The organism is Vreelandella sp. 2A-K22 (assembly GCF_054065485.1).
On record NZ_JBSUGC010000012.1, the window covers coordinates 144,076 to 163,692 of the forward strand.

Below are 19,617 nucleotides of genomic sequence, written 5' to 3' on the forward strand. Positions count from 1 at the left end.
GCCTCTTCAGTGATTATCCCTGGGCGGATGCTGGCGAGCCACATCGCGGTACTTGGTGGCGGGTTCCAATGTCATACCGCGGTCCAGCGGTTCGACCATGCTGCGCTGGATCTCCTGCCAAGGCGTCTGGTGGCCAGGGTAGCGGTAACCTCCCTGCTGGGCTAAACGCTCCCGGCGGGCTTCCAGTTCACTGGGTTCGATCAGCAGCTGCACCTCACCGCGCTTGAGATCGACCCGCAGACGGTCGCCACTCTCAAGCAGCGCCAAGCCACCCCCGGTAGCGGCTTCCGGGGAGGCATTGAGAATCGACGGTGAACCGGAAGTACCCGACTGGCGACCATCGCCCAAGCACGGCAGCGATTCGATGCCCTGTTTGATCAGCGCCTCCGGCGGCTGCATGTTAACCACTTCGGCACCGCCAGGGTGGCCTACCGGGCCAGCACCGCGCATTACCAGAATGGTACGAGCGTCGATGTTGAGCGCTGGATCATCAATGCGGGCGTGGTAATCCTCGGAGCCATCGAATACCACCACCTTGCCCTCAAAGGCTTCCGGGTCATTGGGGTCATTCAGGAAGCGTTCGCGGAAATCCCGCGAGATCACGCTGGTTTTCATCAGCGCCGAGTCGAATAGATTGCCCTTGAGATTGAGGAAGCCCGCATGATCCACCAACGGGTCGCTATAGCGACAAATCACATCAGTGTCTTGAGTTTCACGGCCCTGCAAATTATCGCCGATGGAGCGGCCATTGACCGTTAGCGCCTCGCCGTGCAGCTTACCGGCAGTGTGTAGCTCATGGAGGATCGCGGGCACACCACCGGCGCGGTAGAACTCTTCGCACAGGAAAGCACCGGCAGGCATTACGTTGGCCAGCAGTGGAATTTCATGGCCCAGGCGCTGCCAGTCATCGTTATCCAGCTCGATGCCTGCATGGCGGGCAATCGCATTGATATGTACCGGCGCATTGGATGAACCGCCCAGTGCCGAGCATGCCACGATGGCGTTCTCAAACGCTTCCCGGGTCAGAATATCCAGCGGGCGCAGGTCTTCCCACACCATATCGACAATCCGCGTACCCGTGTCGTAGGCCACCATTGCGCGCTCTTTATAGGGCGCAGGAATCACCGCCGACCCCGGCAGGCTCATGCCCAGGACTTCCGCCATGGAATTCATGGTAGAGGCGGTGCCCATGGTGTTGCAGTGGCCTATCGAAGGCGCTGAATCGCTGGCGCGGGAAAGGAACTCTGCGTAGTCGATATCCCCAGCTGCCAGCCGCTTGCGAAGCTCCCAGATAATCGTGCCTGAGCCCACCCGCTCGGCGCCACGCCAGCCGTTAAGCATCGGACCACCGGAGAGCACAATGGCCGGAATATTCACCGTTGCCGCGGCCATCAGCGCAGCCGGGGTGGTTTTATCACAGCCGGTGGTCAATACCACGCCATCTAGCGGGTAGCCATGGAGCACTTCCACGATGCCCAAGTAAGCGAGGTTCCGATCCAGCGCAGCAGTGGGTCGGCGCACGTTCTCATGAATAGGATGCATGGGAAATTCAAACGGCACGCCACCTGCGGCGCGAATACCGTCTTTAACCCGCTTGACCAAGTCAATGTGGTGGCGGTTGCACGGGGTTAAATCAGAGCCCGACTGGCAAATACCAATGATCGGCTTACCGCTGGTCAGCTCATCCAGAGTAATACCGTAATTGAGGTAGCGCTCAATACATAGCGCCGTGGTTCCGGGGTGATCAGGGTTATCGAACCAGTAGCGTGAACGCAACTGCTCAGGAGTTATTCGCTGAAAATTGGCCATGGTTCCGCTCCACGCCTAAAGTAAATATACAAGTCGGCAGGCGCGCTTTAGGCACTCAAACTGCCCACCAACACTAACAATGAAGAAAGCTTCCTAAAATGTAGGGAAGAGTTGCCATGACGGTACGCGTTCTTACCCGCGGCGTCGACACATACAAAAGTATATGTTGAACATATATCAAAAACGTTAGACATTCACCTAAGGGAGCAGCACTTACACCTCTATAAGCGAGTGCCGCTTACACACAACAACAATCAACCACGCTGCAGCTTGCTAGGAATATCCCCTTAGCGTAGCGACCTGCAGCACGCCAGGAGAGTGACGACTATGCACCATCTTTGGAAACGCACCCTATTAATGACCGGCGCTACACTGCTCAGCTCAGGCATTGCCTACGCGCAAACGCCTGACCTTTCCGATCCGCCAGAGATAGAGGGCGGTACCGTGGGTGACCACGGCAGCGTCACTCTGCGCATGGGATTGGGCTTGGCGGAAAGCTCGCCTCAATATATCTCTAGCCAATACTTTGCGGATATTCTCGACCAGCGCAGCGAAGGGCGTATCAGCGTTAATATCTTTCCCAACAGCCAGCTTGGCGATGACGTGCAGATGATGGAAATGCTGCAAACCGGTACTCTGGATATGACCTACCCTTCCTCTTCACCCGCTACAGGTTATGTCGAGGAGCTGGCAGTCTTTGACCTTCCTTTCCTACTGCCTACTCGGGAAGCGGCTATAAAGGCCATGCGTAGCGATGCTGCCCAGGAGATGCTTGATGCCTTCGATGGCACTGGTCTAAAAGCCCTGGCATTCTCTGAAAACGGCTTCCGCCAGCTCTCCAATAGTGCTCGTGAAGTCGCTTCACCAGAAGATGTGGCGGGCCTGGACGTTCGTGGCTTGTCTATTCGCACCATGGAGAACCCAGTGCACCTGGCTATTTGGGAAGCGCTGGGCGCCAACCCGACCCCGATGGCATTTGGTGAACTCTTCTCCGCCATGGAACAAGGCGTTGTCGATGGCCAGGAAAACCCTTGGAGCACCATCCTGACCTCCAACTTCTATGAGGTGCAGGATTACGGCTCCGAAACCCGTCACGTTTATACGCCCTTCATCAAGATGATCTCTCAGCGTACCTGGGATCGCCTCGATCCAGAGTATCAGGAACTTGTTCAGGAAGCCGCGCTGCAAGCAGCGGATTACGAAATCCAGCTTTCCAGCGAGTACGACGACTGGGCACGGGATCAGCTTGAAGAGCGAGGCATGCAAATTACCCGTCTTAATGACGAGCAGATTGCCGCTTTCCAGGAAGCCGTGCAGCCGGTTTACGAAGAGTGGGCACCACGCATCGGCGAAGATCTCGTGACTGAATTCCAAGAGATTGCTGAATCGACAATGACCGAGTGATCCCATCCCTGCCGCCGAATAAAAAAGGCGGCAGGATTAATTGGGTAGCATGAGAATTAAGAAGCGTCCGAGAGGCGCTTTTTAAGCTGCATATAGGTGCCGTAGTGGCGGTCGAGGTGGCGCCGCATGGCTGCTTCGGCCGCATCTGGGTCACGAGACTCTATCGCTGCGATGATTTCGGTATGCGCAGCGGTAGCCGCTTTGTCTTCGTCCTTCTGTTGCAGCACCAGCGCGCGGCGATCGTCCAACCACTCAGAGAGCGCCACATGGATAGCATCGAAAATGGGGTTACGGCCAATGCTGGCCAACACGCCATGGAAGTCATTGTCAGAGCGTTTAAAGCGTGCTTCATCACCTATTGCATCGCGATTATCCGCTAATGCATCGCGCAACCTCGCTAGATCCTCCTCGCTGGCATTGCGCGCCGCGTAGCGAGCCAAAGATATCTCGAACATGGCTCGCGCTTCCTGGAAATACTGTTGACCATCGGGCTTAGAAAGCAGCTGTCGGGTTACCCCAGAAAGCCTGGCCATCACCGCCTCAGCGGTGGGACGAATTACCCTGGCGCGGGTACCGCTGTTGATGGCGATAAGTCCTAGCTGTTGCAGGTGGAACAGTGCTTCACGCACCGCGGGTCTGCCAACACCAAACTGCTCCATCAACTCCCTCTCTGAAGGCAGTTGATCGTTTTCACTCAGCCGCCCCTCGAGAATCTCCGCCTCAAGCTGCTCAGCGACCTGTTCCGATAGCGTTTTACGCTCGATCCGGTATCTGCTCATAGGCAGTCACCCCTGGTTAACCTGGAATTTTCCGCCATTTTACTGCATTTCTCATCATTATCCTTCAAACCAGCCGAGATAGCGGCGCTATTTGGTACTGCTCGGCGAGCTCGGCATAGGCTAGTTGATTGGCAGAATCAAGCGGAATGCCTTCGGCGTCGCGCTGAGCCTGGCAGCGCCATTCGCGATCACCTGGTGCCATTACCTGGGCATTGGGTGCAGCAGGCTGGGCGCGCAGGTCGGCTAGATACTCGGCCATTCCTTGCGCAAAAGTGCCTGCATCCGCAAACGCATCCGGTTGCATGACCAGGAAGAAGTGCCCTACCCCGCGAGGCGTCGCCATGTCTGGCCCGCCCATGGGCAGCAGCTTAAAGCCATGCTGCATGCCCGACAGCATCGAACTCAGAACCTCAACCATGCCACCCAATCCCGCGCCCTTGAAGCCGAAGCCGCTACCACCCAGCGGTAACAGTGCGGCCACTTCACCAGGAACGCGGCTTACCTGCCCGGCAGCATCCGCCGCGACCTGGTCAGGCAGTTCACGCCCAATCGCCCCGTACTGCTGCACGCGATTCCAGGGCACCGAGCTGGTCGCCATATCCAGCAGGTAAGGCGACTCGCCCGCCACCGGCGCCGCAAAGGCGATGGGGTTGGTACCGTGAAAGGGCTTGGCGCCCTCATGCAACAGCACGAAAGGATCCGAATTGCAGAACGCCATGCCGAGATAACCGCGCTCAGCCGCTGCCAACGCATAGCACCCCGCCGCACCGAAGTGCGACGAGTTGCCCACCGCAACGGCGCCCATCCCCACCGTTTCGGCCATCGCCATGGCGTGCTCCATGGCGGTATAACCCGCGAGGTGCCCCAACCCGTCGTCAGCATCCAGAAAACCGGTCGCCGCAAGGCGCTGGTGGAACTGCATGTCGGGCGCGCCGTTGATCCGCCCGCCCTTGAGCGCCTGCAGATAGTGGGGCAGCAGACGCAGGCCATGGCTGTCGGTGCCCATACGTGAGGCGGTAATCAGCGCGCGAGTGACCGCGTTTGCTGATGCCTGATCAGCACCTGCCGCCTTCAGAACGGCTTGCATGAAGCGGGCAAGGTCTTCGCGAGCGACGCGAAAATTTGACGACGTATCTCTCATTAATCGATAGCTCCTGGTTTCAGTCGGGCTACTGGCTGACCATTGGCCAGCCCCGGTAATGCTTAACGATAAATCAGTGTTGGCAGCCACAGCGAGATAGCTGGAATGAAGGTAACCAATAGCAATGCGATGACCAGCGGCACCAGGAACGGCAGCGTGCCACGCATGCATTTCTCGAAGGAAATTCCGGACACTCGCGACAGTACATACAGCACCATGCCTACCGGCGGCGTTAACAAGCCGATCATCAGGTTTAGCACCATGATCACGCCAAAGTGCACCGGATCGACACCCGCAGTAATGGCCACCGGCAACAATACCGGCACCAGGATGGTGATCGCCGCGATGGTCTCCATAAAACAGCCCACCAGAATCAGCACCAGGTTGATGATGATCAGCGTGGCTATGGGGTTATCGGCAAATGGCCCGAGCAGGGTCACGACATGCTGCGTGACTTGGTTGCTGGTCAGGATCCAGGCAAATATCGAGGCACCAGCGACGATCAGCAGGATCACGGCAGTGGTTTCAATAGTTTCCATGCTCACCTTGAGCAGGCGGCGCCAGGTCAGGCTACGATAAACCACTCCCCCCAGCACCAAGGCGTAGACCACCGCAGCAATCGCCGCTTCGGTAGGAGTGAAGGCCCCCGACATTATGCCGCCGACGATGATGACCGGTGTTAAGAGTGACAGGAAGGCGCGCTTGAACGTATGACCAAGCACCGGAAACGAGAACACCGCATCGCGGGTATAGCCGCGCCGCCGTGAAATGATCGTGATCATGACCATGAGTACCAGCCCCATTAACAGGCCCGGTACCAGGCCGGCGACGAACAACTGGCCGACCGACACCGAGGCCATTACACCGTAGATAACCATCGGCAGACTCGGCGGAATAATCGGGCCAATGGTCGAAGATGCCGCGGTGATACCCACCGAGAACTCCTCGTCGTAACCGGCATCTTTCATGGCCTTGATTTCAATGGTACCTAGCCCCCCTGCATCGGCGACTGCGGCTCCTGACATGCCGGAAAAAACAATGCTGGCGCCTACATTGACGTGCCCCAGACCGCCACGCATCCAGCCCATCAATGCCTTGGCAAAGTCAAATATCCGCACGGTAATACCACCATTGTTCATTAGGTTACCGGCGAGTATAAAAAACGGAATCGCCAACAGGGGAAAGCTGTCGACGCCGTTGATCATGCGATGCATCACGACAACATCGGGTACTCTGCCGGTCAGCAGCACATACAGCAGGCACGAGCCGGCAAGACTAATGGCGATCGGCACCCCCATCACCAGCAGGGTAAAGAGCGCCGCAAACAGGAACAGTAAATAGTGCTGGGTGGCGGCCAATGCGATACAGCCGAGTATCGCGACAGCCGCGACCAATGGCGGTACTATCGCACCGCCGCGCCTCACAGCCAGAATGTTGGGCATTGGGGTGATCTCCGAGAGAGTAGCGTGTTGGCGTGTTGTTATTGGGTATTGAGCAGTTCACTGGTGCCCGAGCGCCAGTGACGAATAGCCACCTCCACCCCTCTCACCAGCATGATGATAAAGCCCACCATCACCAAGTAGTAAAGCCAGCTTTTAGGGATATCCACCGAGGTCATCATGGCACTGGTACGATCAGCCAGTTTGAAGGTGATCCAGGCCATGCTGGCGAAGAAGGCAATATTGATCAGGTCTACCAGCGTCGACATCACGCGCCCCAGCCACCCCGGCATGTAGCGATAGAAAAATTCCACTGCGATATGCGATCCCTTTCGCACGGCCATGGTGCTGCCCATAAAGCCCACCATAACCAATAGATAGCGCGCCATCTCCTCCGTCCAGGCGATGGAATTACCCAGCACATAGCGGCTGAAAAACTGCATAAAGACATCCAGTGCCAGTAGCCAGAAGATCCCAAGCGTCAGGAAATCCTCCAGGGCATAGTCGTGAATGTTGAAGGAATCATCGTCGAGACCTGCAAGGCTGGTCTCGTCAGTAGAGTCAGTTTGGCTCATGGAAGGCTCCCGCTTCGCCCCACCCGAGGCTTGGGCGGGGCGAGTCTTGGTCTACGAAAAAAACGATCCCGGAAACGTACGGATTCTGGAAAACTCAGGCCTCACGGCATTACCGTCCGATAGTCTGATTACTGGCCGATAGCCTGTAGACGATCATAGGTTTCCTGATCCCAAGTCGCCGCTTCACCGTTATGGGCAGGAATCGTGGCTTCGCGGAAGGGTTCTATATCGACTTCGTTGACGGTCACACCCTGCTCTTCGAACCAAGCCACCAGCTCTTCCTCGGATTTCAAGATATCTTGAGTGATGCGCTCGCCGGCTTCGGTGTAGACCTCACGGAAAACCTCACGATCCTCCTCGGAGAGGCGATTCCACAATGGGCCACCGGCGATGGTGATTAGCGAATCGGTGATATGCCCGGTCAGATTGATATAGTCCTGCACCTCATGAAACGCTTTGGCGCGAATGGTCGGCAGTGGGTTTTCTTGAGCATCCACCACACCTTGCTGCAGCGCCAGATAAACCTCGGAGAATGCGATCGGAGTGGGGTTGGCGCCCACCGCTTCGGGGAACATCATGTACATTGGCGCATTGGGCGTACGAATTTTCAGGTCTTGCATGTCCTCCGGCGTATTGATCGGTTTGTTGGAGGTTACATGGCGACGCCCGTAGTAGTTCATGGCCAGCGGTACGTTACCGGTTTCATCCTGGTAGCCCTGAGCGATTTCTTTGAACAGGTCGCTATCGGCATAGGCCTGCCAATGGTCAAAATCGCGGAACATATAGGGCGCGCCAGCGATACCCACCGGGCCATAGAAACGACCGGCAAATTGGTTGCCGGTGTAGATCAGATCAACCGTGCCAAGCTGTAGGCCTTCGTTGATGTCCGACTCCTTACCCAGTGACGACGCCGGGTGGACACTGATCGAATAACGGCCATCAGTACGCTCCTCGATTTCATCTGCCGCCCACAGTGCCCACTCGTGGTAGGGCTCGGATGTCTCATAGACGTGAGCAAAGGTGAGTTCTTCTTGCGCATGCACAGCACCGGTCACTGAGAGACCACCGGCGATAAGCGTAGCGGTCAGCAGGCGGGCCATCTTAAGCGAGTGTTGGCGTTTGTGACTCATCGTGTACTCCTCACAACCATTGGATTTGTTGTTGGATAGTGTGATTTGCTGCTATTTATTGTGATGTATTTGGTTATTTTTTAAGCGGCGGCAACCAACGTAACCGATCATAGTGCTATATACGTGTCATACCACCAGCTTCAAACTTAGTTGGCTGCCCGCAATCGCGCAACTATCCAGGTAACGATTTTAGTAGTGCCTATGATGATTCAAGCCGTGGAGCGAACTGATGGTATAAGCGCACCAGCAGTTGAGGATCGCCAAAGCCACCTGCTTTAGTCATCACTCGCTTTCGCCTATCGCCATCCATACTCCCTAGTGCCACCCCGGGTGACCACTCCGTCTCGACAGAGATATAACTCACCCCCAGTTGGGTCAATACGGCCATGGCGATATCCCCGCCGGTTAAAAATAGCAAACACGGATCATCGTCCCGCCAGGCAGACGTAAGGTCGGCCACTTTGGAAGCCATCGACTCGGCGACTTGGTTTGCCGTGCATTCCTCACTCTCTCCGGGCACGACCACATAGGTCCCTAAGGCCGGGCTACTATTACAAGGTGTAGCAGAGGGCTCGGTACACGCTTTAATCACGGCCAAACCGGGCACGTATTGTCGCAACTGTTGGAGCTGTTCGGCAGCACGAGGGCTTCTAGAACCGATGGCATAAAGCACTGTATTTACGCTATTCAACGCTCGAAATGGTGCATCAGGCCGCCCGAAAAAACGCTGGGCGATAGCCGTTGCCAGCCCCGCAGCCCCCGCCATTGCTCGGCGGCAGCCAGCACTCGACACGAGCTGATAGAGCGCAGCAAGCTCCTCGTCGCTTTGGGCATCGGCGATACAGTCCCCATTAGGGAGTTGAACGCCCTGACCAGAGCGATAGCGCTGCAGCGGTTGTCCGCTGACGGCAAATGCCTGATCAATGGGGCCGATCAGAGGCGTTGAGAGGGCATCCTGTTGGTAGGTGGTATCAGCCAGTGGAATGCCGTCCACCCACACTTCGGCATTACGCACTGTTCGCCCCTGGGCCGGTACCGCGGGAGCCAGCAGCAGGGGAAAGCCAAGCGCTTCCCGCAGTGCCGTGCACTCTGCGACTACTTGGCCACGCAGGGTTGAATCGACTTTCTTGAACCACTCCTGCGGCGCGACTCGCGTGAGCAAACGCACTGCTTCGCTTACCCGAAGCGCCGCCTCCTCAGATTGCAGATGGCGGGACTGGGTATTCACGGCGATGACCTCTGGCCACTGACCTTGCCATGCCTCTAGCGTTGTCGCTAATGCCTCCAGGCTAATCACCACGCGGACATCTGCGCCTCGCGCGGCAAAGGGTGCTGAAGTGTCCAGCGCGCCCGAAAGATCATCGGCAATAATCGCCAATCGGCAGCCGCTCATACCTTGGCGCCACTGGCTAACCGTCGCGCATAGGCAATCGCTGATCCCATGTTGGCGGCATCGGCTTTGCCCTGCCAGGCAATATCAAAGGCAGTGCCGTGATCCACCGAGGTGCGCTGAAGCGGCAAGCCAAGGCTGACATTGACCGTGGTATCAAAAGCAATCAGTTTGACGGGGATATGGCCCTGGTCGTGATACTGGGCAATAACCAAATCGAACTCGCCTTTCGAAGCGCGGTAAAACACCGTATCCGCAGAGATCGGCCCGCTCACATCAAAACCCCGTTCCCGCAAGCGTTCCACCGCTGGGGCGATACAGCGACTATCTTCGTCGCCAAAAATCCCTCCTTCACCGCAGTGCGGATTAAGGCCTGCCACGGCAATGCGCGGAGCCTTCATGCCCAACGCGAGCAAGTGCGCGTGTCCTGCTTCAACGGTGGCAATGATGCGTTCAGGGGTCACTCGGTCGATCGCATCACGTAGCGACACGTGAGTGGATACATGTAGCGTCGAGAGCGTCTCAGATGCCAGCAGCATAAACGACGAGGGCGCACCGGTCAGCGATGCCAACATTCCGGTGTGGCCATCGTAATGGTGCCCGGCTTCATGCAACGCCGCCTTGTTCAGCGGGGCGGTGACAATCACCTGCGCCCGCCTCGCCTGCACCAATTCCACGGCTTTATGAACGCAGCGAAACGCCATATCACCCGCACCGGCGCTAATTTGACCATCAGCAATCTCAACGCCTTCCGGCACCTCGACCACAGCGACCGCCACACAATCCTTATCACTCTCTGCCTGCTCCAATGGCACGAACTCAAGTACAGCACCAACACTCGCCGCTGCACGGCGATAAATAGCCGGGTCACCGATGACCATCGCCGTGGCACGTTCGGTGGCTGACATAGCACTCAGCGCGCGGCAAATAATCTCAGGGCCGATGCCAGCAGGGTCGCCCATGGTGATAGCAATTTCATAACAGCGTGGGGAGCGATTCATGGCATTAACTGCCCGCCGTTGACCTCAATGATTTGACCAGTGACATAGCCACTGAGCGTATCTGTCGCCAGAAAAACGTACGCACCCACGCACTCTTCCGCCGTGCCCAAACGCCCCATGGGAATCGATGCCCGAGCTGCGTTTAGATGAGCATCGCTTGAGTGGCGTTCATGAAAATCGGTCGCAATCGTACCGGGGGCCACAGCATTCACGCGGATATTATCCCCGGCAAGCTCCTTGGCCATATTTCGCGTTATCGTGCTCACAAAACCTTTTGCTGAGGCGTATAGTCCAGCGCCTCCCCCGCCGCCATTACGTGCGGCAATCGAGGTAGTGTGAATAATATTGCCACCGCCTGCGTGGCGAAAATGCGGTAGCGCCGCCCGACTAGCCATAATCACTGAACGGACATTGAGATCCATGACCCGGTCATATTGGTCATCGTCCATCTCATCTAAGCCAACCCGGCCCATCATGTCCCCCGCGTTATTGATCAACAGGTCTAAACCGCCCAGACGCTCGGCGGCATCGTCGACGAGTTTTTGGGTCTCGCTGGTGTGGCTGACGTCTGCTTTAACGGTAAAGGCGTCCCCACCCGCATCGCGAATCGCCTTAGCCACCGCTTCAGCGGGCGCTTCACTGTTGTGATAGTGCACCGCTACGTGCGCTCCCAACGCCCCCAGCTGTTTCGCAACCGCCGCGCCAATGCCACGGCTAGCACCGGTGATAAGTACTCGCTTACCGTTCCACTCGTCTAACATGAAATTCTCCTTAACACTTTTGCTTTTATTGTGAGAGCCACACTTAGCGAAACCGTCGTCCTCTAGATAGATTTAACTATCGACCCGAAATGGAGCGGTGCGCTAAAGTAAGCAATGAACTGGCATACCTGTCATACAAAGCGACATCTATAACATGATAGGCGATGGCGTGTTTAGCGCCAGTCGCCTACCACTGCTAACGATTAAAACTAATTCTAAGAGCGAATGGAGAAGTACATGAATCCACTTTCATCGACGGACACACTTCCCGCCGACCGGGGTAACGCGCTGCTGGTTGGCCGCGTTTGGCTGGAGGGCAGCCATCCTGGCCCCGCGCTAGTGACCGTCAACAACGGTCAGGTGATCGACATTACCGCCTATGGGCCCACCATGGCTGACCTGCTGGAACGCGACGACCTACAAGCGGTAGTGCAGCGAGCGGAAGGCCCCAACCTAGGTAGTGTCGAGGCACTGCTGGAAAACTCTCAGTTACCCCAACCACAAGCGCCCTACCTGCTAGCCCCCTGCGATGTTCAGGCCGTTAAAGCCTGCGGCGTCACCTTCGCTGTGAGTTTGTTAGAGCGAGTGATCGAAGAGCAAGCGGGCGGCGACCCGGCACGAGCGGTGGAGCTGCGCAACGACCTGCAGGCACTGATCGGCACCGACCTTTCCAAGATTGCGCCGGGTTCTGAAGAGGCGATGTCGCTTAAAAAAGCGCTTCAAGCGCGCGGTGGGTGGTCACAATATATGGAAGTCGGCATCGGCCCCGATGCGGAGGTATTTACCAAAGCCCAGCCACTCTCATCAGTTGGTTTTGGCACCCCGGTGGGCTTGCACCCGTCCTCGCAGTGGAATAATCCCGAGCCGGAAATTGTCCTGGCAGTAGATAGCCACGGCCAAGTGCGCGGCGCGACTCTGGGTAACGACGTTAATCTGCGCGATGTGGAAGGGCGCAGCGCTTTGCTGTTAGGTAAGGCAAAAGACAACAACGCCTCCTGCTCCATTGGCCCCTTCATTCGCCTATTTGATGACCATTTCGATATCGACAGCGTGCGCAACTGCCAGGTATCGCTACGTATCGAGGGTGAGGATGACGACTTCTTGCTCCAGGGCGAGAGCGATATGCGCGAAATCAGCCGCGACCCGCTGGACTTGGTAAGCCAAACCATCGGCGACCACCACCAATATCCGGATGGTTTTATGCTGTTCCTCGGTACCATGTTTTCGCCCATTCAGGATCGCGACGGGGAAGGCCAGGGCTTTACCCATCACCTGGGTGATCGCGTCACCATCACCACCCCGGCCCTGGGCGCCCTGGTCAACCGGGTAGGCAGAAGCGATCAATTGCCGCCCTGGACCTACGGTATTCGCGAACTGATGCGCCACTTAGCGCGCCGCTGATTCTAACAATCCATACGCCACTCATATCACAGCCTAGGAGCGCACAATGACAACCATCACTCGCGTCGAGATCCAGGATATTCGTTTTCCCACCTCGCGTTCTCTGGATGGCTCGGATGCCATGAATGCCGCGCCGGACTACTCCGCCGCCTACGTCATCCTGCACACCGATGACGCCAGCCCCGAGGGGCACGGCTTAACTTTTACCATTGGCCGCGGCAATGAGATTGTGGTTACCGCTTTGCACTCCCTAGCGCCGCTGATCGAGGGACGAACGCTTGAGTCGATGACCGACGACATGGGCACCTTCTGGCGGGAAATTACCGGCGACAGCCAGTTGCGTTGGATTGGCCCCGATAAAGGCGCAATTCACCTAGCCACCGCCGCCATCGTCAACGCCGTGTGGGATATGTGGGCGAAAAACGAAGGTAAGCCGGTGTGGAAGCTGCTGGTGGATATGACCCCGGAACAGCTGGTGCGCTGCCTTGATTTCCGTTTCGTCACCGACGCGCTAACGCCGGAAGAAGCGATCTGTCTGCTGCGCCGTCAGGCCTCCGGCAAAGAAGCCCGCGAAGCCGAAATGCGCCACGATGGCTACCCCGCCTACACTACTTCAGCGGGCTGGCTGGGTTACAGCGACGAGAAAGTGCGCAGTCTGGCGCGTGAAGCGCTGGCCGAAGGCTGGACTCACTTCAAACAGAAGATTGGCGGCGACATTGAAGAGGATGCCCGCCGAGCGGCGCTGCTACGCGAAGAGATCGGTTGGGACAACGTGCTGATGATGGACGCCAACCAGGTGTGGGAAGTCGACGAGACGATCACCAAGATGCGTCGGCTGGCCGAATTTGACCCGCTATGGATAGAAGAGCCCACCAGCCCTGACGACATTCTCGGCCACGCCGAAATCCGCCACCGGGTTGCGCCTATCGGCGTCGCCACTGGCGAGCACTGTCAAAACAAAGTGATGTTCAAGCAGTTCTTCCAGGCGGATGCCATCGACTACTGCCAGTTGGATGCGGCACGTTTGGGTGGGCTTAACGAAGTGATTTTAGTAACGCTGATGGCCGCTAAGTTCGGCGTGCCGATTTGCCCCCACGGCGGTGGCGTTGGTCTTTGCGAATACACCCAGCATATCTCCCTATTCGACTATATCGCGGTATCCGGCAGCCTTGAAGGTCGCGTGCTTGAGTATGTGGATCACTTGCACGAACACTTTATCGACCCGGTAGTCATCAACCGTGGCCGCTACCAAGTGCCTGAAGCGCCAGGTTACAGTATCGCCATGCACGCAGAATCCCAAGCACAGCACCGCTTCCCCGAGGGCGCGGCCTGGAAGGAAGAGAAGTAATGACAGACACCACCTCCTTTCTAAATGAGCTAACCAGCCTGCTCGGCGAGCGAGGCCTGCTGCGCGAACCAGACGCCATAGCGCGCTACGTTAGCGACTGGGCGGGGGATACGCTGGGCACACCGCTGGCGGTGGCCCGTCCGGCTAACACGGAAGAAGTCGCCGAGGTGGTAAAGCGCTGCTACGCCCAAGGAATCGCGATGACGCCCCAGGGCGGCCATAGCGGTCTGGTGGCGGGCGCCTTGCCCGCCGCCAACGGTCAGGAGTTGGTGATCAGTCTTGAGCGCTTAAATAGCGTGCGTGCCATTGATCCGATTAACTTCACCATTACCGTAGACGCTGGCTGCATCCTTGAGAACGTCAAGCTGGCGGCTTTTGATCATGACTGTGACTTTCCGCTCTCGCTGGGCGCCCAAGGCAGTTGTCAGATTGGTGGCAATATTGCCACCAATGCGGGCGGACTTAACGTACTCCGCTACGGCATGATGCGCGAGCTGGTGCTGGGGCTTGAAGTGGTGCTGCCCGATGGGCGCGTCTGGGAAAGCCTGAATGCGCTGCACAAGGACAACCGCGGTTACGACCTTCAGCAATTGTTTCTGGGTAGTGAAGGTACGCTGGGTATTGTTACGGGCGCAGTGTTAAAGCTTTCACCACGCACTACCCAGAACCGGACTGCTCTACTGGGCCTACCCTCCGTCCAGGCGGTCATCGACCTGTATGGTCTGGCGCGCCGGGAGTGCTGCGACCTGCTGACGGCTTTTGAGCTGATTCCTCGCCGCTGTATCGAACTGGCGATTGAAGCGACGCCAGAGCTGCGTGACCCGCTTGAAGACGCGTACCCCTGGTACGTGCTGATGGAGGTCGCGGCCACGGGGCCAGTGGATCTGGGTTCGATGTTGGAAGCGCTGCTGGAAACCGGCATGGAGCGCGAGCTGGTGCTGGATGGCGCGCTGGCTTCCAGCGACACCCAATCCGCCCAGCTATGGCAGTTCCGTGAAAGCATGCTGGAAGGCCAGCGGCGGCGCGGTGAGCACCTGCGTACCGATATCTCGGTGCCCATCTCGGCGATACCCGACTTCGTTACCCGGGCAAGCGAGGTGGTGATGGTAGCATCACCCGAGTGCGAAATTATTGCCTACGGGCATGTGGGCGACGGCAATCTGCACTTCAACATTCTACCGCCCACGGCAATGACGGATAGCGATAAGAAAGCCCACCTGCACGACCTGGAGGAGCGGCTGTTTGAGGTACTTGACGGTTTCAACGGCAGCATCAGCGCCGAGCACGGCATTGGCCGCACCAAGCAGGCACCCTACCTGGCACGGCTATCGCCTGTTGAGCGGGAACTGGTCAGCGGCGTTAAGGCGCTGTTCGACCCCAAGGGGTTGATGAATCCAGGCAGGATCTTGCCTACCGTAGAGTAACCCCGACGCTTTGTTCATTCGTGCCTGAACCGCTCCGCCAGACCGCGCAGGGCATTGGCATAGAGCAGGGCATCGATACCCACCCCAACAAAGGTGCAGCCCGCAGCAAGATAGCCGCGGGCTGCCTGCTCATCCACCGTCACGATACCTGCGGCCTTTCCTGCCGCACGTATTGTGGTGATGGCATCGTTAATCGCCGCGGTGACGTCAGGATGACTGGCGTTGCCCAGGTGCCCCATTGAGGCCGATAAATCCGCCGGGCCAATGAACACCCCATCGACACCTTCTACTGCGGCGATTGCCTCCAGATTGGCAAGTGCCTGGGGGCTCTCTACCTGCAGCATTAGGCAGATTTCGTCATCGGCGCGGGAGAGGTAGTCTTCTGCCTGCCCCCAGCGCGAGGCGCGTGCCAGCACATGACCAACGCCGCGACTACCGCGGGGTGGATAGCGTGTGGCCGCCACCAGTTGGGCAGCCTGCTCAGCCGTTTCCACCATGGGGATTAACAGGTTCTGAACGCCAATATCCAGGTAGCGCTTGATCAGCACCGTATCCCCGGTGGGCGGGCGCACCACCGGGTGGCTACCATAGGGGGCCAGTACCTGTAGTTGGGCAAGCAGGCTCGATACATCGTTGGGAGCATGCTCGGCATCAAGCAGCAGCCAGTCAAAGCCTGCCGTGGCGGCAATCTCCGCGGTGTAGGCGCTCGCCAAGCCGAGCCAAATCCCCGTTTGGGGCTGTCCCGCCAGCAGCTGCTGCTTAAACGCGTTGTGCGGCATTTTCATTCGCTTTCCTTTTCATCAATACCCCATAACGTCTGGCAGCCAAGTAGCCAGCCCCGGCACAGCGATGAGCAGTAGAATGGTAGCGATAATCGGCAGTAAGAACGGCATGATCGCTGTGACGACCTGGCCGTAGCGCAACCGTGTGATGCCCACCATCAGGAACAACACGGTGCCAAAGGGCGGGGTAATAACCCCTACTGAAAGCGTGATCACCATCACAATACCGAAATGCACGGGGTCTAATCCGGCACTTAGCGCCGCGGGAACCACAATCGGGGTAAAAATCAGGATGCTTTCAATCACCGACATAAAGCAGCCGATAAGCAGGAAGAACAGCGCAAAGCAGAGCAACAGCAGGATCGTTGGCATATCGATGCTGGCCACCTGCCCCGCCAACGCCTGAGGAATTCCCATACGCACCAGGATCCAGCCATAAAAGCTGGAGACCGCAATAATCAGCAGGATCACTGCACTGAACATCAGGGTACGGCGGAAAGCGTTATAGAGGTCTCGCCAGTTCAAGTCACGGTAGATCAGCCCGCCTAGAATTACCGCGTAGAGCGAGGCAATAGCACCCGCCTCGGTGGGTGTGAAGAAACCACCCCAAATACCACCGACGATAATCGCCGGCATCATTAATGGCAAGATGGCACGCCTACCGGTGCGGGCGACTTCGCAGGCATCAAAGGGTGTGGGCTTGGGCATCACTACCTTGCCACTGGCAGCCAGTAGCACGGTCATCCCCATCAGCAGCAGCGCCATCAAAATACCCGGCAGTAGCCCCGCCATAAACAGCCCGCCAATGCTCACATTGGCTAACCAGCCGTACACAACCAAGGCAATACTGGGCGGCAGAATCGGCCCAATAACGCTGGAAGCAGCGGTAACACCGGTGGAGTAATCCAGCGCATAGCCACGCTCTTTCATAGCTTTGATTTCAATGCTGCCAAGCCCTGCGGCATCGGCAACGGCAGTGCCCGACATAGTGGCAAAAATGGAGCTGGCCACCACATTCGCGTGACCCAGGCCGCCCTTGGTAAAGCCCACCAAGGCAGTGGCAAAGTCAAAAATGCGCGTGGTGGTGGAGCCGATATTCATAATATTGGCGGCCAGAATAAACAACGGTATCGCCAGCAGGGTAAAGTTATTGAGCGTTTGCACCATGCGCAGCGGCAGTAACTCAACGGGCAGCCCGCCGGTGCCGGTAGCCACCAGGGCGATAAAGGAGGTCACGCCAATGGCGACCACCACAGGCAAACCAATGGCCATCAGTACTAACAGGCCACCGACGAAAATCAGTAGTTCGGTCATGGTTGAGAAGCCTCCTCTTCATGGGACGTTTCCAACCACGCCACCGGGCCTCGCAACGTTTGCCAAAGGGCAATCAGCGCCATGCCCACAAAGCTGAAAAAGATGCCGTAATAGAGATAGCTGAAGCTGATACTTAACGAGACGGTTTTATTGTTGGCGCTCATGTCCGACATGATCCATGCACCCCAAGCAGCAAGCGCAAAAAAACCGCAGGAAACCAGTGCAGTAAACCGATACTGAATATTCTTACCCAGCCCGGAAAGCTTGTGGCTAAACAGATCGACCACCAGGTGTTCACTGCGCACCCACGCCGATAGCGAGCCAAAGCCAATCGCGTAGATGGCCAACATAGACGCTACTTCTTCGGTCCAGGGCATACCCAGCCCCAACAAGTCGCGGGCAATGACCGCCGCCACGATCAATAGCAGGATGGCCGCCATTAACGCCACGCCTACCCCATCGCACAGGCGGGTGACGCCGCGCAGCGTATAGAAAGCGATTCGATCCGGCCCTTGGCTGGGCGCTACAGCGTCTTCCACAGCAGAACTCCTTACCCTGACGTCTTTTTTTTGGTTATGAAAACTTATTTGTCATGAAAAACTGGCTTGTCTTGTAAAACAGCGACGGCCCAATGGGCCGCCGCTGTTTTTGCCAAAGGTGTGTTACTCGCTCTGGTTACCCAGGGCATCTTCACGAACACCGTCGGCCATTTCGGCCATGACACGATCAATCGCCGGTAACGCGGCTTCGCGGAAAGCGGCAATATCAGGCTCAATAACCGTCATGCCTTCATCCTGCAGCGCTTCCAGGTAGTACTCATCGAGTTCGCGTTCACGCTCTGTGCCATGCTCACGGGCGACATGAATGGCCTCTTCGATCAATGCCTGGTCGTCTGACTCAAGCCCTTCCCACCAGCGCGCACTTGCCACCCAATTCCACGGAAACTGAACATGGCTGGTCATAATGATGTGATCCTGTACTTCCCATAGACGGCGGGTATAGGGCGATGAGAGCGAGTTCTCGTGACCATCAACCTGCCCCGTTTGCATGGCAAGGTAAATTTCGGGAGCGGGCACATTGACGACCTGGGCGCCGATCTCTTCCCACACTTCCATCCATACTGGCAGCGCAGGAAGGCGCATGCGGAAACCATCAAGATCTTCCGGGGTTTCGATGGCTTTATTGGCGGTCATGTGGCGCGGGCCGCGGTGCTGGGTGCCGAAGTATTTAAGGCCGCCCTGACTCTCCGCCTTTTCAATCAACGCCTGGCCGGAGGGGCTCTCCATATAGGCATCGACTTCGTCCCAGGTTGAGAACACAAAGGGCACAGTAATGGCATCGTATTCAGGCGCGTACTGCTGGCGCCAGTTACCGCCAGTGATAGAGAGCTGGGTTTGACCAAGGTTCAGTAGTTCCAAAACGGCATTTTCGCCGCCCAATGAACCCGCCAGGAAGGGACGAACATCGAAACGACCCGGTGCCTGTTCTTCTAAGTACTCAGCAAAGCGCTCCACCGCTGCGCTTTCCGAACCGCCCTCACTCATGGTGTTGTGAACTTGGATTTCGATAGGATTCGCCAAGACGAACGGCGCCGTCGTTAGCATGCCTAGGGTAGCCAGCGTGGCAAGCAGTTGTTTCCGCATGGGATAGACTCTCTACGGTTGTCGTTATTGGGTGTGGTTCTTGTAACTTTCAGGTAACGCTTACGTGATCTTGAAACATGCATCCCAAGGGCTCAAATCGACGTTCAAGAAGGCTGACTTCGTAAAACACGATGGCTAGAAACGCTGCTATAACGGGCTTTTAAATCCATTCCATCACGGCCGTACGACCAAAGATGAATACCGAGCTCCTTTAATCAACCACTGTTTAGCTTGCTTTAGGCCATTGAAAGGGTAGCTATTGGAGCTTTGCTTTCT

17 protein-coding genes are annotated in these 19,617 nt (G+C 57.2%); 4 read left to right on the forward strand and 13 right to left on the reverse strand.

Features of this window, described 5'->3' with window-relative positions:
• Positions 1 to 6: 6 nt before the first annotated feature.
• Positions 7 to 1,809 carry an IlvD/Edd family dehydratase gene (locus tag ACW17M_RS16840; RefSeq protein ID WP_009287496.1) on the reverse strand — a complete coding sequence of 601 codons (1,803 nt, stop codon included), beginning with the start codon at positions 1,807 to 1,809 and terminating at the stop codon, positions 7 to 9.
• Between the two features lie 327 nt (positions 1,810 to 2,136).
• On the opposite strand from ACW17M_RS16840, the gene ACW17M_RS16845 reads away from it, so the two are divergent.
• Positions 2,137 to 3,213: a TRAP transporter substrate-binding protein gene (locus tag ACW17M_RS16845; RefSeq protein WP_022521914.1), complete on the forward strand. Its 1,077-nt coding sequence runs from the start codon at positions 2,137 to 2,139 to the stop codon at positions 3,211 to 3,213.
• A gap of 56 nt (positions 3,214 to 3,269) precedes the next feature.
• Here the strand turns inward: ACW17M_RS16845 and nanR are convergent, their stop codons facing one another.
• The 8 genes from nanR to ACW17M_RS16885 form a co-directional block, all read right to left on the reverse strand.
• Positions 3,270 to 3,992 carry a transcriptional regulator NanR gene (nanR, locus tag ACW17M_RS16850; RefSeq protein ID WP_022521913.1) on the reverse strand — a complete coding sequence of 241 codons (723 nt, stop codon included), beginning with the start codon at positions 3,990 to 3,992 and terminating at the stop codon, positions 3,270 to 3,272.
• A gap of 64 nt (positions 3,993 to 4,056) precedes the next feature.
• Entirely contained in the window at positions 4,057 to 5,133 is a 1,077-nt protein-coding gene (locus ACW17M_RS16855) for an Ldh family oxidoreductase (RefSeq protein WP_457547810.1), read from the reverse strand.
• A gap of 62 nt (positions 5,134 to 5,195) precedes the next feature.
• Positions 5,196 to 6,575: a TRAP transporter large permease gene (locus ACW17M_RS16860; RefSeq protein ID WP_027956967.1), complete on the reverse strand. Its 1,380-nt coding sequence runs from the start codon at positions 6,573 to 6,575 to the stop codon at positions 5,196 to 5,198.
• A gap of 38 nt (positions 6,576 to 6,613) precedes the next feature.
• Positions 6,614 to 7,147 carry a TRAP transporter small permease gene (locus tag ACW17M_RS16865; protein WP_009287494.1) on the reverse strand — a complete coding sequence of 178 codons (534 nt, stop codon included), beginning with the start codon at positions 7,145 to 7,147 and terminating at the stop codon, positions 6,614 to 6,616.
• Positions 7,148 to 7,275: 128 nt separating this feature from the next.
• Positions 7,276 to 8,277, reverse strand: coding sequence for a sialic acid TRAP transporter substrate-binding protein SiaP (locus tag ACW17M_RS16870; RefSeq protein ID WP_009287493.1), 1,002 nt, complete (start codon positions 8,275 to 8,277; stop codon positions 7,276 to 7,278).
• A 199-nt stretch (positions 8,278 to 8,476) separates the two neighbouring features.
• Positions 8,477 to 9,670 carry a four-carbon acid sugar kinase family protein gene (locus tag ACW17M_RS16875; protein WP_457547811.1) on the reverse strand — a complete coding sequence of 398 codons (1,194 nt, stop codon included), beginning with the start codon at positions 9,668 to 9,670 and terminating at the stop codon, positions 8,477 to 8,479.
• Complete coding sequence (gene pdxA / locus ACW17M_RS16880) at positions 9,667 to 10,668, reverse strand: 4-hydroxythreonine-4-phosphate dehydrogenase PdxA (protein WP_457547812.1); 1,002 nt, start codon at positions 10,666 to 10,668, stop codon at positions 9,667 to 9,669. The genes ACW17M_RS16875 and pdxA overlap by 4 nt, the downstream gene beginning before the upstream one ends.
• Positions 10,665 to 11,429, reverse strand: a complete 765-nt coding sequence (locus ACW17M_RS16885; RefSeq protein WP_141440635.1) for an SDR family NAD(P)-dependent oxidoreductase — start codon at positions 11,427 to 11,429, stop codon at positions 10,665 to 10,667. Before ACW17M_RS16885 ends, pdxA begins: the two co-directional genes overlap by 4 nt.
• Positions 11,430 to 11,666: 237 nt before the next feature.
• Here ACW17M_RS16885 and ACW17M_RS16890 point away from each other — a divergent pair, with 237 nt between their 5' ends.
• Genes ACW17M_RS16890 through ACW17M_RS16900 form a run of 3 tightly spaced genes read left to right on the forward strand, consistent with a single transcriptional unit; the run spans position 11,667 to position 15,602 of the window.
• On the forward strand, positions 11,667 to 12,830 hold the full coding sequence (locus ACW17M_RS16890; RefSeq protein ID WP_457547813.1) for a fumarylacetoacetate hydrolase family protein: 1,164 nt from the start codon (positions 11,667 to 11,669) through the stop codon (positions 12,828 to 12,830).
• A gap of 46 nt (positions 12,831 to 12,876) precedes the next feature.
• Positions 12,877 to 14,178 (forward strand): L-fuconate dehydratase, encoded by a 1,302-nt coding sequence (locus tag ACW17M_RS16895; protein ID WP_457547814.1) that lies wholly within the window; start codon positions 12,877 to 12,879, stop codon positions 14,176 to 14,178.
• Complete coding sequence (locus ACW17M_RS16900) at positions 14,178 to 15,602, forward strand: FAD-binding oxidoreductase (RefSeq protein WP_457547815.1); 1,425 nt, start codon at positions 14,178 to 14,180, stop codon at positions 15,600 to 15,602. The genes ACW17M_RS16895 and ACW17M_RS16900 overlap by 1 nt, the downstream gene beginning before the upstream one ends.
• A gap of 14 nt (positions 15,603 to 15,616) precedes the next feature.
• Here ACW17M_RS16900 and hpaI read toward each other — a convergent pair whose 3' ends face one another.
• From hpaI to ACW17M_RS16920, 4 genes are all read right to left on the reverse strand, one after another.
• Positions 15,617 to 16,387, reverse strand: coding sequence for a 4-hydroxy-2-oxoheptanedioate aldolase (gene hpaI / locus ACW17M_RS16905; protein ID WP_027956972.1), 771 nt, complete (start codon positions 16,385 to 16,387; stop codon positions 15,617 to 15,619).
• A 15-nt stretch (positions 16,388 to 16,402) separates the two neighbouring features.
• Positions 16,403 to 17,698, reverse strand: coding sequence for a TRAP transporter large permease (locus ACW17M_RS16910; RefSeq protein ID WP_009287487.1), 1,296 nt, complete (start codon positions 17,696 to 17,698; stop codon positions 16,403 to 16,405).
• Positions 17,695 to 18,237: a TRAP transporter small permease gene (locus ACW17M_RS16915; RefSeq protein ID WP_141440630.1), complete on the reverse strand. Its 543-nt coding sequence runs from the start codon at positions 18,235 to 18,237 to the stop codon at positions 17,695 to 17,697. The genes ACW17M_RS16910 and ACW17M_RS16915 overlap by 4 nt, the downstream gene beginning before the upstream one ends.
• Positions 18,238 to 18,360: 123 nt before the next feature.
• The gene (locus ACW17M_RS16920; RefSeq protein WP_457547816.1) at positions 18,361 to 19,341 is read right to left on the reverse strand and encodes a TRAP transporter substrate-binding protein; all 981 of its coding nucleotides are present in this window, start codon (positions 19,339 to 19,341) and stop codon (positions 18,361 to 18,363) included.
• Positions 19,342 to 19,617 lie beyond the last annotated feature (276 nt).